A 14,995-nucleotide genomic window follows, 5' to 3' on the forward strand; every position below is an offset into this window, starting at 1 on the left:
GTATTTTAATGGATTTTGAAATCGAGTATCATACAAAATGCAATGTATACCCATATAAGAGTGTATATTTCGGAGAAACTTCAGCGAAATCTCCATTCTGGTTCCCCTAAATCAATTAAAGAAGATAAAAAGAAGGCTGAAGATAAAAGCGGTAGCTCAGAGACCAAAGCAGATTTTGAGAGTCCTGTAGATGATCCTGCTTAATCAATTTAATGGTGGTGATCTACCTTGGAGGTTTGATCCTGGAGGTTTACTAAGTAGGTTTTAGCCTTTGAGTATTTTTAACACAATTTTATTTCATTTAGGAGTACCAATTTTTTTAAGGTATAAAACAAAATACTGGCAGATGGGATTGTTAGGGAAATATAATTATTATGAGCACAATTAATACAATGTCAAAAGACCTCGAGAAATTCATTGAGAAGTTTGAGCCTAACAAGTTCAAGGTGATGCCTACCGGGATTGAAGTTAGGGGAGTGGGCAATATCCACGCTGCTATTGAAACAGCAAAGGGAATTATCCAGAAACTTAAGCTTAATCTACGGGTTTCACATAATGCCGATATGGTAAACTATGGTGCATTTGAGGTCTGTACGGTTTAGGTTTAAGCAAGGTTGCCCTATGGGTTTTATTTACCAAATATAAATGGAATGATCTAATAATTGTTTGCAATGAAACTGTTCCCATCAATGTTATAAGATCTTTTTAGAGCATTTCGCTTGATGTCTGTATACTTCCAAAGGAATGACATGCTTTTTCTGAATGACTATGTGGGCGGATCGAAAGGGAATCGAACCTTCGTGGAATGGTGATTTGACCTAGCATGTTGAAATCTGCGCATTTTTTTTTGATAACAAAATCTCACCTCTGTTTTACGGACATGTTCGTTAATTTTGGTTAGTTCAGTTAGAGCCTTCCTGACATGTATCCATTGCGTACCGTGCGAATCCTTCTTGCCAGTGCCTTTTTCGTCCATCGGTGCTTAATTGATGCAATATTCAGTTGCTTAAGCGTAAATAATTTTCAAAAACTCCAAGCATGTCCAAAGGTAACAAACAAAAAAATAGCAATGCAGTTGAATACTGGTGCATTGGTGGATAAACTGTAACCATTTGACCTCATCTCGCAAAAGTTCAGACTTGCATTAAATCATTAATTATCTTGTTATTACGGATTCGGCGACACAGGATCAGTGAGATTGGTTTTTACACATTATCGCGTGTAGCTTATCTGATACCAGGACCAGGTAAACGGCTGCGCAAAAATTCGTCAAATTTATTCTTATAACTTCTGCTTACCGTAAATTTTTTTCCGTTATTCATTAAGATTTGATATCCATCAACCTGCTTGACGTGGTTAAAGGATATCATTTCAGACCTGTTAATTCTCAAAAATTCAGTCCTATCCCGGATAGCTTCTTCTACATGCTTCAAGGTATGATAGCTTATGTGTTCTTCATCAGTTAAGAAAACCTGTATATAGTTGGACATTGATTTAATGTATAGGATCTTAGCGAGCGGTATGCTGAGATATTTATGTTTTGCGCCTCCCTTCACCAGTAAAAAGTTATCTGGATTTTTAGTGGATGCTTCATTTGACTTTGTTTCCAGGAGACGCTGAACCTGTTGAATAAATTTAACTTCGCTTACCGGTTTAAGTAAATAACCATCTACTCCGATCTCAAAACTTTCCGCTCCGTATTCCACATGTCCTGTAACGAATACCAAAAAATCGCAGTAAGGCCTAAGCAGTTTTGCGGCTTCAATGCCATTGATCTGCGGCATTTCAATATCTAAAAAGACGATATCAACATGTTTTTGATTATGTGAATAGGTTAAGGCATCATAAGCATTATCAAAACTTTTTTCATGGATGATTCCCGGCGTCAATGATACAAGTTCCTCGATTTGGTTTAGTATATATTGTTCATCATCGATGATTACGCATTTTAGTTCCATGTCAAAATTGTTTCGGCTGAGTATATGGCTAAAATAATAATTGTATTTTTAATTAGCAATACGTAGCTGTTTTAGAAGTCTTTCGCATAGCGGTACAAGTAGTTCACATAAAAAAGTGGTCGTTCACATAAAAATGTTGCACGAATTTTAATAATTCAAGATTTTACGATTGAAATAATGGTTTAATTTTTAACTCGTCATTTCAACTTTTTAGTGTTTACCAAGCTGTCGGAAGCCTATGGTATCAGAAGGGGGAGGGATTTTTAACCTCCTTCTTTGAAATATTAGCGATGAATGCTCAACTGAAAGTCGATGCTTGGGCCTTTTACATAACCTTTTTGATTTTTGGATCATCTTGTTGAGCTAAATTTTCAGCAGCGCGTTAAACTTATGTTTAGGGCTTTAAAATTTTTGCGATTCCAATAGCGTCCGTAACCGTAGGAACCACTTTCATCGAAATATACAGACAGATAAAAACTATTGCCTCAGAAACAGGGTTCTCTCTAGTATATACCTAAATGACCATGGAAAACGAGAATAACAACAAAATCGGGCGGAGAACAGCTCTGGGCGGAATCGGTGTGGGGATCGCGGCGGTGGCGGCAGCGCCTTTGTTCAATGCTTCGGGAAATACAGCGGGTGGATCTGTTAACTCAGCTCCCCTGGAAGATCCCAAAATGAAATTTCCACGTCCACCTTTTAAGGAGCAGAAACAGCCTTGGCCGGGATTGGCGAGCAAAATGGACCCAAAACCGGATCACGGTGAACAAAGTTATAAAGGATCGGGAAGATTGACCGGAAGAAAGGCGCTGATCACTGGAGGTGATTCAGGGATGGGCCGTGCTGCGGCAATAGCCTATGCCAGGGAAGGAGCCGATGTAGCTATTAATTATCTGCCTGAGGAAGAAGCGGATGCAAGAGAAGTGGTTGAACTGATCAAAAAAGCGGGTAGAAAGGCAGTTGCAATACCTGGCGACCTGCGCAATGAAGAATTCTGTAAAAAACTTATTGATGATGCGGTAAAACAGTTAGGAGGATTGGATATATTGGTCAGCAATGCGGCAAGGCAGCAAACGCATGAATCCATACTTGATATCAGCACAGAAGAATTTGACTGGACAATGAAAACCAATATTTATGCACCGTTTTGGTTGATAAAAGCAGCTCTTCCGCATTTAAAACCAGGTTCATCAATTATCGGTACAACCTCTGAGCAGGCAAATGATCCCTCGGCTGAATTATATGATTACGCCCAGACCAAAGCCGCAACCACTAGCTTCGTGCGTTCACTGGCAAAACAACTAGCCCCAAAAGGAATTCGCGTGAACGGTGTAGCGCCGGGACCGATCTGGACAGCATTACAGGTAAGTGGTGGAGCTACAATGGAAAAGTTGAAATCATTTGGAAGTGCAACGCCGCTTGGCAGACCGGGACAGCCTGCTGAACTTGGATCCATATATGTTCAGCTCGCCGCAAACGATGCCAGTTACTCAACCGGTCAGGTATATGGCGCGATGGGCGGTGGAGGGCAACCCTAAAGGTTCAAAAAAATAAGTATGACCTTAGTTTGAATACTTAGTAATTTTAAGCTCAGCTGGATTTTTTTGGCTGAGCTTTTTATTTAAAGGTCATGCTGGGCTTACCCGTCGCAAAAGGTATCTGCTACTCCTTTTCATCAAGGTTTGTCGCAATTACCTGTGTGGGTAGCTAAACTTAGTATATGGTTTGCGAGAGGGGATGCGAGGTGGATAAATGAAAAACGGGAATCTATCAGAAGACAGGTTCCCGTTTAATCTAAATTAACGCTCTCATATAAATAAGCGTAATTTTGTGCTATTTATTGTGCATGATGAAAAAAAGTTTTAGCTGTGTCTATTACGGGCTCTTCTTCAACAGTCTGAGGACTGCTGCGGTGGCCGATGCGCGTGGGTTTAGTGGTATCTGAAAACCCCAAACCCTGCATCTGGGGATAGATATACCACCTCCAATGCGATTGTTTTTTGTCCCGGCTGATTTCAAAAGGCAATCCTATAATCGCACTGCTAAGCGGCGATGAATTTTTCCATTCGGGAAATGCCTTGTTGATTGATTAGAGTTTCCTTAACAAATGTTATAAACAGGCATTTACCTAACCACTTCCAGTGTAAATGGTATTACAGATCCGACAAAATAATGACGGTACGAAATACCCGGAAGATTCAAAACCAGGTTTCTTACTGATTGTCCTGAATCGAAAACCCGTCAAACCAAACTTACTAACAACTATCCAATCTCCTCAAAACCAAATACAAAAAAAGCTGTTCTATCAATATGGAGCCTACCGCAAACCTGGATATGGAAAGATATATTTTTGATATAGCAACCGATGATGGAATCAGACAAGCCATTGTTGAAAGTCGTGGCGAATGTAATAGCATAAACCTTGGTGATAGTTTTCTTGGCACCACGTGGCAGGATCAGAATAGGGGCATGCAGTGGAAAACAGCAGATCAAGCCTTAGAGCAATACCTTTGGGATATTGCCGCTTCACTTTCCCAGGTGTTTTCGAGAAATGGATTTCCTACACTGCTCAAAGGTGCTTACCCAGATATTGTACAGACTGTATGGAAATCCAGCGAAACACTGGAAGTCACCCTCAATCCAAATACCTGTCTGGAAGTGTTTTCCACCTTTCTAAAAGACGAAGTTTTGAACCTGGTCGACTTTGAAGAGCATCTGGATCTGATCGTCAAAAATAAAGATGATGAATATTTTAAAATCATCGGAGTAAACTAAATCAATTATCACAGAAAGGAGCTTATTATGCCATGGTATAACGGTGATTACCCGCCATCCTATAAAAACCAGCCCGAATACTTAAAAGAAAAAGCTGTAGAGATAGCCAACGCCCTGCTCGAAGAGGGAGTAGAAGAAGGAATCGCTATCGAAACAGGCCTCAAATGCGCCAGACAGTTTTTCGAAGATAACGCTGATCAGGATAACTTGCAAGAAATCGAAAGCGACAGCGATGGCATTGAACCCGCAGAATTCGGCATAAACGATGGAATCATCAACACAGAAGACCCTGAACAGTTAAAATACTGGGCAGAACAGTTTCAGGTCAGTCCCGATACGCTAAAAGGAGCAGCCGCTATCCGGGGTGATCGCATTTCAGAAATCAAAAAATACCTGCAAACCTGATCCTATGGCAGAGCTTCCAGATTTAGAAGTGTTTTCCAGAATCCTCAGCCGCAGGTTCGCAGGTAAATTGCTGGAAAAAGTTGAGGTAAAGGTTTCAAACAAACTCAACGTTACGGCAGCCAGGCTTAAATCGTCTCTTGAAACCCGTAAACTAAAAATAGTGAAGCGTTCAGGTAAAACCCTGCAGTTCCACTTTGAAGGGGAAAGGGTGCTAGGGCTTCACCTCATGCTCCGCGGAGAGTTAGTGAGCCTGGCGGATAATCCCCCGAAATATCCAATCCTGATATTCCATTTCAAAGGCGGCGAAGGTTTTGCTGTAACCGATATGCAGAAACAGGCCACGCCCACCCTGTATCCACCGCCCAGTCTGGTAAATGATGCTTTAGATCTGGATTTAAATACTTTTAAAAAATTGCTTGATGGCAAAAAGACCCTGATTAAAAGCTTGCTCATGGATCAGAAAAAAGTCCGCGGGATCGGCAATTCTTATGGTGATGAAATCCTCTACCATGCGGGAATTTCCCCTTTTTCCATCTCGGGTAAAATACCTGAAGAACATATCAAACAGCTCCATAAAAGCATTCAACATGTTTTGAAAACAGCCATAAAAAAGATCGAAAAAGAAAACGGCGATGAACTGGTAGGCGAACTTAGGGATTTTATGCTGATTCATAGCTTCAAACTAAAGCAGGCCCCAAATGGGAAGGAAATCCTTTCGGATAAAATAGGAGGTAGAACCACCTACTATACCCAAAGCCAGGAACTGTTTCATTAAACCGCCCAGCCCAAAACCATTGCCAAAAAAATATGTTCTTATAATAAAGAAGATGTCATGGAAGAAAACAATGATCCAAAGAACCAGGAAAAAGAAAACGGCAATGGCCAGTCGCAGACTAGCCCCAACGAGGAAAAAGACGTTGATGATAATGAAGTGCAACGCGGCTTAACGGGGGAATCCGATGATGAAGAAGACGTGGGCGGCGACCTCGCTGGAAATGCAGGAGGTAATTCCTAAAATCAAAAAGACTGTAAAGATTATGCCGATTGAAAGAATCACCAATTTAAATACTCGTCAAAGATATCGAACCGGATTGCCAGGCAATCCGGTTTTTTATTGACGTATAAAATAACAATAGCGACTATTTTTCCAGAGCGATTGCAGGAGCTTCCGTTATAACTTTTTACATTGGATTGGGTAACCGGATCTCTAAGTGTCCTTTAAAGATTGGTGCAGCGGGGTTGGCTGCCAGGTTTTCTTCTGGATTCATGATGTCGTTTTTTTAGATTGATCTTCAGTGCCGGCAAATACTAAAGTCTGTAGCGCAGTGCGACGTTTCTGGCTATTGACATCAGCAGGCCATGCCGGTCGCTGACCGTCCTCTCCACCGCATCCCATTCTCCGCGTGCATTGCGGGATAGGGTCAGTTCTTCGCCGTTTAAGCTGATCCTGATCTCATTGGTCTCTTTATTGATCATTTTGGTCAGGATCATGTAAGTATAGTCTTCACCTTCAAAGGTGATACGCATTGGTAAACTCATTTTTTTAAAAATATTAAATTGGAAGGATATTGTAAAAACATCCTTTGCCCGCATGCAGATAAATTCATGCCCCGAACCTTTTATAAATATCGGGAATTTCTTGATCAATTACAGTTTTGCTTAATATATTTTAAATGGCCTGCCGTAGATTTTCCATCACTCTTGCCCGATCAAACAGTAATTATACTCATCCTGGTTCTTGACTTTTTAGGTTTCATGGTAGTGAACAGTCACAAAACTGCCCAATGTGTGCTCAAAATTGACATAATCAATGTGTTAATGATGAATTAAAAACAATTTGGGCAAAATTTGCATTTCAATGGTGTCAGCAAGCAACAATCAGTTAATGCGTAAGGATATGAATCAAGAGATGGAATGGTCAAGTTAAAATCTCAGATGGTATTTGACCTGGAGTATTTTTTTGAGGTTGTGCCCGACCTTTTGTGCATCGCGGGATTTGATGGCTATTTTAAGAAAATCAACCCTGCAGTTTGCAAAGTACTTGGCTATTCTGAAATGGAATTATTTGCTGCGCCAATAAAAGATTTTATACATCCGGAGAACAGAGAGAGGACAGCTGAAAAGTGTACAGCACTATTGAAGGGCCGCTTATTACTAAACTTTGAGAATAGATATTTGATGAAGGAAGGGGCAATTGTATGGCTGAGCTGCACGTCGGTGCCGATAAAAAAGGACAGACTGGTCTTCGCATTTGCAAAGGACATCACCCTATCGCAAGCAGCTCGAGGAGTATGAACGGATATCTTCAATTCTTGGGATGATCAACGATGACCATCATTCAAGGTTTAGACAGCCAAAGTCGCCCACCAACTTCAGAATTAAATATCCCAGTCAGGCCAGGTTCCGCAGTTGACTGCACAAAACAATTTATTTGACCCATCTTACCAATTTTTAACTGAAAGTAATTTTTTTTCGACTATGGTATGCCGAATCATTAATTACAAACAATAAAAAAGAGCTGCATTCGCAGCTCTTTTCGTAAGTAACAGGATTAATGCTTTATGATAATCTGCTTTCGTGTTTTATCTTTACCCTGAAGAGTAAATTGCCCCCACCTGCTCGGAAATAAAACTGTTGTAAAGTTTTGGTGACCTGTATGTTAGCATATTGGCGATAAGGGGTCAATAGATTTGGTATGTCTACCGTAAAACGGTATGCCATTATTGTTGGTTTACCTCCCATAAGGCCAGGGATTATAGTGATCCGAACCAAGAGTTCTTAGTACATTGCGATCGCTATATAGCAAATAGTCCCTCATCAGGAGATGATGGGTTAGGCTGTTCACTGACGCCAATAATGCATCAGGTCTGTTTCCAATTTTGATCAAATCCCTATCTACTCGATATGCAACCATTGAAGACTATTAAGCGTCAAATATATGGAAGAGCAAGCTTCGATTTACTCAGGAAAAGATTAGTATTAACACCGGATTGACGACCAAAATTGGGGAAGAACCAGTTTAGTTGAAATATACACCTAAAGCTCCGTCTAACTAATTTGTCGAAATAGTTCCAACGATTAGGAATTTATCGCTTTTGTCCTTATTAAGCTCAAGGTAATCAAAAACGACCAATTGATTCTTTTCATTGACATACATAAAATTGAAGAATTTGTCAATAATCATTAATTTGAATGCAGGTGAATTACTTGGGGCGACCCGTCCAACCTGAGTGAGTTGGTCCCCAGATTTGTAATAGAGGTAATCATTATCGATAGAAAAGCTGTGGGCCAGACTTCCAGCGGTCTGGAGATTGACCGACTTATCATTCTTGTTATGATATTTGATTGTTTCCAGCGCACTGTTTTCGACAGCCATACTGATGTTTTTAAAATCCTTTATTGCATTGCCAAACATTCCATTCCCTGGACTTTTTATTTTAGTCTTGGCAAAAGCGGTATACATATATTCTTTTGTGTCTTCCTGTCCATTCCTCCATCCAGTGGTAACGAAATCAATTCTTTCTTTCCTGCTAGGATATCCACCTCCAGGGTTGAGATCAGTTAGCGTACTCACAGCCTTTATCGCAACGTCTAATGATACTCCTGCATTGGCCATCTGCAATCCCGAAAATTCATCCGCATATCGCTCGGCTATGGCTGTCTTTTCCTTACGCAGGTTATCAGCAGACAGGTGATGTCCGATCTCGTGAAGTATTATAGACCTATAAAGCCATCCATTTTCAGCCTTTATAAAAGCATCGGTGAACATCTTTGGGTCATAACTAATATATCGTCGAATTTCTCCACCTTCAAGCTTTACATATCCGGCAGCAGCATATCTGAGCCCTTCGCCATCAATTATCCCTTCTTTTATATCAATGGAATTCGGGTTTGTTCCTATGTACCGCTTTCCAAACTTGTAATAAAAATTCTCGATGGTGGCCTGGACATTTGTATTAGGACTAGTGGCCGGAAGTGCCGAAGACAAAGTTACAGCTGAGGCATAACCACAAATATAGGTCTCTTCATCTCTGTAAAGAAAGATCAAAAAAACCAGAATTGAGAGCGTAAATATCTTTAGCATAAGTCATTATATTTATTTAAATTTAGAGAAAAAAGGAATATCATGTACAAAAAATTAATGCTCTTTTTGTTCCTGTTACCTACAGGTGCAAATTATGCCCAACAAAAGGTTGGGTATTTCATCCCAAAAAAAGTGTTCACTATCAGTGTGCCGTTTAAAATCACCTATAAAAAGATCTTTAAAAAAGATGGTAGCGTGGATAATGCGGTTACACTTGTGAAGGTTGACGGCGATATTTTGGTGGAGTCCAAACTATATCCGGACAAGTATCATGAACTAGACCTCTCAGATCTAGGTAAAGGTGGCAGAAGTTTTAATTTTGAAATCGGATACGATACCAATGGCTCCGGTACACTTGCTTCAATAAATGGAAAACAAGAGCCGGTAACTGCTGATTTGATCAAAGGTGGAATCGGACTGTTAACAACAGGGGTAAAACTTCTGACAGGATTTAGCTACGGTTTTACCGGCGAACAAAAAAAGAGTGAGGTGCCCGCACCTGAAGTTACTGAACAGTCAGTTACTGTTAAAAAAACAATCTACCTCAGTGACGATGGATCTACAGTTTCTGGCGAAATTAAACCAGCTCTTTCCGATAAATATAAAACAGATCTGGTTACCCCAAACGCATCAGTAAAGTATACCTTCACTAAAAAGGTGGTTTCGGAAAATGATTCAAGGAAAAGTCCCTTAAAGGCAACAAAAAGTTTATTTGTCAGCTATATGGTTCCGGCGGAATATCAATTGAAAGTTGTTTTAGCTGGTGATCAGTTCATAATGGAAAGAGAGGTAGTGGATGAAATCGTATTAGTTCCCCAATCCGGCACCTTAGTGCAGGCTGATATCCCCATATTAAAAGGCAGAAAAAATCTACAACTGTCTTTTAGCTCCACAAGCGGCTCACTCACTAGGTATGCGTGGATAAAAGAATCTACTACTAAGGCGGCGATTGATAATACGGTCAGTGGCCTTGAGTCTCTGAGCACAGAAATAAAGGCCTGGAAAGCGGCTTCCTTAAAAGAAAAGGCTGACCAAGAGAAAAAGCAGGATGAAGCAGATAAGAAAAAAGCGGAACTTTATAAAGATACCTCACTCGCTGACGAGATTGAGAAGCTTAAACTAGAAAATCAGCGATTGGAACTATTAATCAGACAGAAAGAACTTCAGGAAGCAGAGGCAAAGAAAAAAGGAAATTAGCACTTTGATTTATACCAGGATTTAAATGCGACGTGTAAGTTAAATGTCTCAGGTAAAGAAAAAACGCTGGTAGCCCATCTGGGTTACCGCGGTTATTTGGGGATCACCTAACGGACACTGGTTTTCATCTGTCCTGGCCATGTTTTCGGCTTATATAGTTCTTTGGTTAACTCAAGACATCCTAGGGGCATAAATTAGAAAATTTTGTATAAATCGCGATTGTATGTAATTTTGGATCGCCGCAAATACGAACTTATTTTGTTGGCTCCAAATCCACTCCTCCGGTCTGCTTTTAAATACCTACAAACACGTTAGACCACTCAAAAAATAAAAAAATAGGGCACTGCTATATGCAGTGCCCTGTCTTCCCTGTAAAACGACAACTCGAGAAATATAAATTCTTTTCCGAAGGACTATTTGTATTTTTCTATTCCGAACATTTTCCTGGCAATAACATCGTTATCCCTATAAGCTTTTGTGCATCCACAGGTTTTTTCGTTGCATTTCCGAAGCCGCAATTTGGTTTTCGAGGGCTCACCAATACTTTTTTTCACCTTGATCGCATCCAAGAATTCTTGCTCAAGTGCCATCTCGGAAACTCCCCATTGCAATTTCGGACTATCAATCACCAATTCTTTGAGGTTGCCCATTAAATCCAGCTCACCATTGATGTAAGGAAAAATGAGCATTGAACTGAAATTTCCTAAAGCATAGCCTTTTTCAAAATCATGAATGGACATATAGTATCTTTTCTCCACCGTTTGGCCTACCGACCAGTCACTTGGATTCTGCCTGGTTACCCTGACGAAAACTAAAGGATAGGTATTTAGGAGTTCCAGTGGAAACTTAAAAAGTATAGGCCCGTATTGGTTCCTGTTCCCCGCCTGCAGATGGATATCGACCGCATCCATGAAGATATCATCGAAAATGCCAAACTTGTCATCGGACTTATCAGTATATTGTGAAGTCTGCTGCAACCCATGATCCACCACATATTTTCTGGATAGCAGCTTTTTCTCTTTTATAAAAGTATAGGAAGTGAGTGCGGTATTGGCATGGTGCAACGAATCGGCGCCTTTTTCACGTAGCACCCTGTAAACCTCACATGGATCCAGGTCTTCAGGCTGCCTGCGGATACCTTCCTCCAATATCTGAACATCTTTACCCTGAATTGGCATCGAAGCCCTGAAAGAATGTTCCTTCCCACAGTTGAAACAACTATATCCTTCATCTTCTATATTTCCTTCCTCACAGAAAACGGTAATTTCAAATTTAAACTTGCAACGGCAGGTCAGTGTGTGAGTTTGTGTAGTCATATTGAAAGCGCATTGAAAATAAGATAGGCTAAAATATATTTTTTTAACCAAACAATAAAATATTCAAAACACCCTGACACAATACAAGATCCATCCGGTACAGAAAAGACCAACAGCCACAAAATTCAACCTGCGACATCAGTTAGCCGCGATTACATGATACCAATTATCAACTGAATTAAAACGTACTATGTCATTGTGAAAAAATTCCGAGGATTGTTTGAAAACAACGCAGGCATTGAATTGAATGCGTGCATTACTGAAGCTAATCGTTCGGTTATTTCAGAGTTGAAGAGTTTCGCCACAGGATTGTTGTATGACCTCAGTATATTGAAAATGCTATCAATCTGAACTGGAGCAATGATCCCGTCTAAGACAATGTTAACAAACTGAAGACTATTAAATGTCAAATGTATGGAAAAGCAAACTCCGATTTACTCAGGAAAAGATTAATATTAGCATCGGATTGGCTACCAAAACCGAGGAAGAACCTAAAGGTGTGAACCAGTTCTCATTCCAAAATGTACAACCCGCTTTTTACCATCCTGTCTTGATGGAATCGTAAAGACTAAGCCAAATATACAGTCTTCCCAGATTCCAAGGGGTTAATTAAACAGGTATGATAAAAATTGTGCATTTTAAATATAACTTAAACATCATCATCAGTGTTTAAAGGAAGTAACAAGTCTGAGTCATTGTTCGGCTTCTTCAAAGTGGAAACAGCATTTACACGTTTGCCCACCTTAACCCGCTTCATCAGTTCCTGGGGAAAGGTATCCAGCACCGTCATTTTGGTATCGAGCGGTAGCGTTTTGCTCAACCAGATTTCTTCTTCGGCTTTAGTCAGGATCACTGGCATACGCTTTTTATCGTGTATTTCTGCCACTAATGAATTTGCCTCGGTAGTCAATATCCCGTAGGTACGGAACTTCTCTTTTGTTTCGGGATCGACCCATTGGGACCACAGACCTGCAAAGCAAAACAGCTTTCTGTCTTTAACGGTGAAGCGGTAGGGTTGCTGTTCACCCTTAGCATCTTTTTTCCATTCATAAAAACCATCAGCCATCACTAAACAGGTTTTATGATTAATGAGCAGTGGTCGCCACAATTTGCTTTCCATTGCCGTTTCACTTTTAATGTTCCAGGTGTCCCGGGTGAGTTTTAAACTCTCAGCAAAGTAGGGTACGATTCCAAATGACATCTGCTGGATGATGTCTGGTTCATCTGCGGTGATAACTAGTCCCTTTTGTGTAATGGCGAGGTTGTAATTAGGTGCCCACTCTCCCTGGATCTGGTGTGGGTGGGTTTTAAGTATTTCTTTTTCCTCGGCAGTTAATGTATATCTGGCGCACATATTGGTTTTTAAAAGCTATAACAAGCTTGGTTACCAGTTGGTTTTACTTCTTCCTTTTCCTGGGTCTTGTCTGATCGTTAATTTGGTTTAATCTAGAAGCTTCCTTTAGTAAATAGCTTTTAATAAGTGCTAGTAGTTCTTTCATTTTACTTTAATAATATCGTTCCAGTTTGTGGTGTAATGCGGACGCAAGAACTCGCGCTTCATTGACCACTTTTGGTTTTTGCCCTCGCCGGCCATTCGCAGGGTTCCTGCCCCGTAATGTAAGTTGAGTTGATCCAGCACCCTGGAAACCTGATCATACTTTTTACCCTTGAACGCACTAAAGATGTTGAGCTGGACTTCACTTTCTGGTATCAGCCCTGTTGCGTTTACCTCGACCTTTTGATACTGGTAGCCCCTCAGGTAAATTTTCTTCAGTCCCCAAAGTGCTGTGTTTATCAGATCAACAGTGTTATTTACTGGGTGTTCCAGAGGTATAGTGATCGAAGGATAAGCTTGCAGTTCATCTGCAATGAACTTGTTTGTTAACAGTTTAACCGATAAAACGGTTGTGCATAATTTCTCCCTGCGGAGCTTGCCCGCGAGCCTTGCGGCGTAATTGGATGTGGCTTCCTTTAGTTCATGATAATCGCCTGTAAGCTTGCCAAATGCCCTGCTGGTACACATTCCTTTTTTGGGATCAAGTATTGTTTTTAATGGGATGCAGCTCTCGCCCCAGAGCTCCCGCCACATCCTGACGCCAACAATTGTCATGTGTGTTTGCACCCAGTCAACGGGTAAAGCCCTAAACTGTGCAGCGGTTTCAACGCCATCTTTAATAAGCTTATGTGCAAACTGTCTGCCAATCCCCCATAAATCTTCAACCGGATATTCTGATAGTGCATCACTGATTTGCTGCTGGGTTTCCAGTACCATTACGCCGTTGTGTTTCTTTGAGGTTTTGTTTGCAACCTTTGCCAGCACCTTGGTTGGTGCGATGCCTATGCTGATCGGGATGCCTGTGTTGTTGATAACGGTCTCTCTGATCGTTTTGCCGTATTCTTTCAGGTTTTCAAATCCGCTTAAGCCTAAAAAACATTCGTCGATGCTGTACACTTCAACTTCGGGGGTAAACCTGGCCAGGTTGGTCATTACCCTTGCACTAATATCGCCATATAGGGTATAGTGGCTGCTGAATACGGCGATGTTGTGCTTTTTGATTTCGTCCCTGATTTTAAAGAATGGTGCGCCCATGGCAATGCCACAGGCTTTCGCCTCGTTGCTACGGGCGATCACACAGCCATCGTTGTTGCTCAGTACAATTACAGGAACGCCATTATATTGGGGTTCGAACAACCGGTGGCAGCTTGCATAAAAGTTATTACAGTCTGCCAGTGCGAACATTATTCTGCTTTGAATGGGGTAGGCAAGTCCAGGTAACCGCTCCAAATACGGTGATGTTTTTACCGGTGATATTCATGCAGGCCTCCATACCATCATTGATGCACAGGTAGGTATTGTCTCCGTTTGTAAACAGTTTGCGGGTGAGCCATTCGTCTTCCACGCAGCACACGATCAGCATGCCTGAGCTTACCTTGATGGATTTATCAACTACAATGATGCTCCCTTTCATAATCCCAAAGTAGCGCATGTGGTCGTCATCAGCCTCGAAGTAATAGGTGTTGGTGGGATCGCCAACAATCCTTTGTGCGATATGTAATCTTCTTTGCTTGTAGTCCTCTGCAGGAGATATAAAACCTGAAACACGGCCTGGGTTGTCCAGTGTATCCAGCACATTATTTTTTGGTATCTCTAGTTCTCTAATCATAACCCTGTTGCTTTACAGATCAAAATTACTAAAAATATTAGCAAAGTCAAGTAATGTGGAGAGATTGCTTACAACTTGGGCTAATGTGCTGTTGGT

The 14,995-nt window shown here is 40.9% G+C and carries 17 protein-coding genes; 9 read left to right on the forward strand and 8 right to left on the reverse strand.

Annotation, left to right across the window (positions count from 1 at the left end; translation table 11 throughout):
- Nucleotides 1–42 precede the first annotated feature (42 nt).
- Nucleotides 43–204, forward strand: coding sequence for a hypothetical protein (locus H9L23_RS02105; RefSeq protein WP_187593442.1), 162 nt, complete (start codon nt 43–45; stop codon nt 202–204).
- A 170-nt stretch (nt 205–374) separates the two neighbouring features.
- A complete protein-coding gene (locus H9L23_RS02110; protein ID WP_187593443.1) occupies nt 375–602 on the forward strand; it encodes a hypothetical protein in 228 nt (75 codons plus the stop codon).
- A 624-nt stretch (nt 603–1,226) separates the two neighbouring features.
- Here the strand turns inward: H9L23_RS02110 and H9L23_RS02115 are convergent.
- Nucleotides 1,227–1,958, reverse strand: coding sequence for a LytR/AlgR family response regulator transcription factor (locus tag H9L23_RS02115; RefSeq protein WP_187593444.1), 732 nt, complete (start codon nt 1,956–1,958; stop codon nt 1,227–1,229).
- A 524-nt stretch (nt 1,959–2,482) separates the two neighbouring features.
- On the opposite strand from H9L23_RS02115, the gene H9L23_RS02120 reads away from it, so the two are divergent.
- Nucleotides 2,483–3,496 (forward strand): SDR family oxidoreductase, encoded by a 1,014-nt coding sequence (locus H9L23_RS02120; RefSeq protein WP_187593445.1) that lies wholly within the window; start codon nt 2,483–2,485, stop codon nt 3,494–3,496.
- 299 nt (nt 3,497–3,795) lie between these two features.
- Here the strand turns inward: H9L23_RS02120 and H9L23_RS27015 are convergent, their stop codons facing one another.
- Nucleotides 3,796–3,921 (reverse strand): hypothetical protein, encoded by a 126-nt coding sequence (locus H9L23_RS27015; RefSeq protein WP_394355232.1) that lies wholly within the window; start codon nt 3,919–3,921, stop codon nt 3,796–3,798.
- 347 nt (nt 3,922–4,268) lie between these two features.
- Here H9L23_RS27015 and H9L23_RS02130 point away from each other — a divergent pair, with 347 nt between their 5' ends.
- From H9L23_RS02130 to H9L23_RS02145, 4 genes are read left to right on the forward strand one after another with little or no spacing between them, the layout of a single operon-like run.
- On the forward strand, nt 4,269–4,733 hold the full coding sequence (locus H9L23_RS02130) for an MPN domain-containing protein (RefSeq protein ID WP_187593447.1): 465 nt from the start codon (nt 4,269–4,271) through the stop codon (nt 4,731–4,733).
- Nucleotides 4,734–4,760: 27 nt separating this feature from the next.
- Nucleotides 4,761–5,138 (forward strand): DUF3606 domain-containing protein, encoded by a 378-nt coding sequence (locus H9L23_RS02135; protein ID WP_187593448.1) that lies wholly within the window; start codon nt 4,761–4,763, stop codon nt 5,136–5,138.
- A 4-nt stretch (nt 5,139–5,142) separates the two neighbouring features.
- Nucleotides 5,143–5,913, forward strand: coding sequence for a DNA-formamidopyrimidine glycosylase family protein (locus H9L23_RS02140; protein WP_187593449.1), 771 nt, complete (start codon nt 5,143–5,145; stop codon nt 5,911–5,913).
- Between the two features lie 57 nt (nt 5,914–5,970).
- A complete protein-coding gene (locus H9L23_RS02145) occupies nt 5,971–6,153 on the forward strand; it encodes a hypothetical protein (protein ID WP_187593450.1) in 183 nt (60 codons plus the stop codon).
- Nucleotides 6,154–6,446: 293 nt separating this feature from the next.
- Here H9L23_RS02145 and H9L23_RS02150 read toward each other — a convergent pair whose 3' ends face one another.
- Nucleotides 6,447–6,785 carry a hypothetical protein gene (locus H9L23_RS02150; RefSeq protein ID WP_187593451.1) on the reverse strand — a complete coding sequence of 113 codons (339 nt, stop codon included), beginning with the start codon at nt 6,783–6,785 and terminating at the stop codon, nt 6,447–6,449.
- Between the two features lie 267 nt (nt 6,786–7,052).
- On the opposite strand from H9L23_RS02150, the gene H9L23_RS02155 reads away from it, so the two are divergent.
- On the forward strand, nt 7,053–7,433 hold the full coding sequence (locus H9L23_RS02155) for a PAS domain-containing protein (protein WP_246474819.1): 381 nt from the start codon (nt 7,053–7,055) through the stop codon (nt 7,431–7,433).
- 757 nt (nt 7,434–8,190) lie between these two features.
- Here the strand turns inward: H9L23_RS02155 and H9L23_RS02160 are convergent.
- Complete coding sequence (locus H9L23_RS02160) at nt 8,191–9,222, reverse strand: hypothetical protein (protein WP_187593452.1); 1,032 nt, start codon at nt 9,220–9,222, stop codon at nt 8,191–8,193.
- Between the two features lie 42 nt (nt 9,223–9,264).
- On the opposite strand from H9L23_RS02160, the gene H9L23_RS02165 reads away from it, so the two are divergent.
- A complete protein-coding gene (locus H9L23_RS02165; protein ID WP_187593453.1) occupies nt 9,265–10,419 on the forward strand; it encodes a hypothetical protein in 1,155 nt (384 codons plus the stop codon).
- A gap of 413 nt (nt 10,420–10,832) precedes the next feature.
- Here H9L23_RS02165 and H9L23_RS02170 read toward each other — a convergent pair whose 3' ends face one another.
- The 4 genes from H9L23_RS02170 to H9L23_RS02185 all read right to left on the reverse strand — a co-directional run bounded on the left by H9L23_RS02170 (nt 10,833) and on the right by H9L23_RS02185 (nt 14,899).
- Entirely contained in the window at nt 10,833–11,735 is a 903-nt protein-coding gene (locus tag H9L23_RS02170) for a hypothetical protein (protein ID WP_187593454.1), read from the reverse strand.
- A gap of 649 nt (nt 11,736–12,384) precedes the next feature.
- Nucleotides 12,385–13,089, reverse strand: coding sequence for an SOS response-associated peptidase (locus H9L23_RS02175; protein WP_187593455.1), 705 nt, complete (start codon nt 13,087–13,089; stop codon nt 12,385–12,387).
- A 141-nt stretch (nt 13,090–13,230) separates the two neighbouring features.
- Complete coding sequence (locus tag H9L23_RS02180) at nt 13,231–14,475, reverse strand: Y-family DNA polymerase (RefSeq protein ID WP_187593456.1); 1,245 nt, start codon at nt 14,473–14,475, stop codon at nt 13,231–13,233.
- Nucleotides 14,453–14,899, reverse strand: a complete 447-nt coding sequence (locus H9L23_RS02185; protein ID WP_187593457.1) for a LexA family protein — start codon at nt 14,897–14,899, stop codon at nt 14,453–14,455. The genes H9L23_RS02180 and H9L23_RS02185 overlap by 23 nt, the downstream gene beginning before the upstream one ends.
- Between the last annotated feature and the right edge of the window lie 96 nt (nt 14,900–14,995).

Source organism: Pedobacter roseus (assembly GCF_014395225.1).
GTDB lineage: Bacteria > Bacteroidota > Bacteroidia > Sphingobacteriales > Sphingobacteriaceae > Pedobacter > Pedobacter roseus.

Coding starts and splice junctions, on each gene's coding strand:
- H9L23_RS02105 (WP_187593442.1), top strand. CDS start 43: ATGTATACCCATATAAGAGTGTATATTTCGGAGAAACTTCAGCGAAAT.
- H9L23_RS02110 (WP_187593443.1), top strand. CDS start 375: ATGAGCACAATTAATACAATGTCAAAAGACCTCGAGAAATTCATTGAG.
- H9L23_RS02115 (WP_187593444.1), bottom strand. CDS start 1,958: ATGGAACTAAAATGCGTAATCATCGATGATGAACAATATATACTAAAC.
- H9L23_RS02120 (WP_187593445.1), top strand. CDS start 2,483: ATGGAAAACGAGAATAACAACAAAATCGGGCGGAGAACAGCTCTGGGC.
- H9L23_RS27015 (WP_394355232.1), bottom strand. CDS start 3,921: ATGCAGGGTTTGGGGTTTTCAGATACCACTAAACCCACGCGCATCGGC.
- H9L23_RS02130 (WP_187593447.1), top strand. CDS start 4,269: ATGGAGCCTACCGCAAACCTGGATATGGAAAGATATATTTTTGATATA.
- H9L23_RS02135 (WP_187593448.1), top strand. CDS start 4,761: ATGCCATGGTATAACGGTGATTACCCGCCATCCTATAAAAACCAGCCC.
- H9L23_RS02140 (WP_187593449.1), top strand. CDS start 5,143: ATGGCAGAGCTTCCAGATTTAGAAGTGTTTTCCAGAATCCTCAGCCGC.
- H9L23_RS02145 (WP_187593450.1), top strand. CDS start 5,971: ATGGAAGAAAACAATGATCCAAAGAACCAGGAAAAAGAAAACGGCAAT.
- H9L23_RS02155 (WP_246474819.1), top strand. CDS start 7,053: ATGGTCAAGTTAAAATCTCAGATGGTATTTGACCTGGAGTATTTTTTT.
- H9L23_RS02160 (WP_187593452.1), bottom strand. CDS start 9,222: ATGCTAAAGATATTTACGCTCTCAATTCTGGTTTTTTTGATCTTTCTT.
- H9L23_RS02165 (WP_187593453.1), top strand. CDS start 9,265: ATGTACAAAAAATTAATGCTCTTTTTGTTCCTGTTACCTACAGGTGCA.
- H9L23_RS02170 (WP_187593454.1), bottom strand. CDS start 11,735: ATGACTACACAAACTCACACACTGACCTGCCGTTGCAAGTTTAAATTT.
- H9L23_RS02175 (WP_187593455.1), bottom strand. CDS start 13,089: ATGTGCGCCAGATATACATTAACTGCCGAGGAAAAAGAAATACTTAAA.
- H9L23_RS02180 (WP_187593456.1), bottom strand. CDS start 14,475: ATGTTCGCACTGGCAGACTGTAATAACTTTTATGCAAGCTGCCACCGG.
- H9L23_RS02185 (WP_187593457.1), bottom strand. CDS start 14,899: ATGATTAGAGAACTAGAGATACCAAAAAATAATGTGCTGGATACACTG.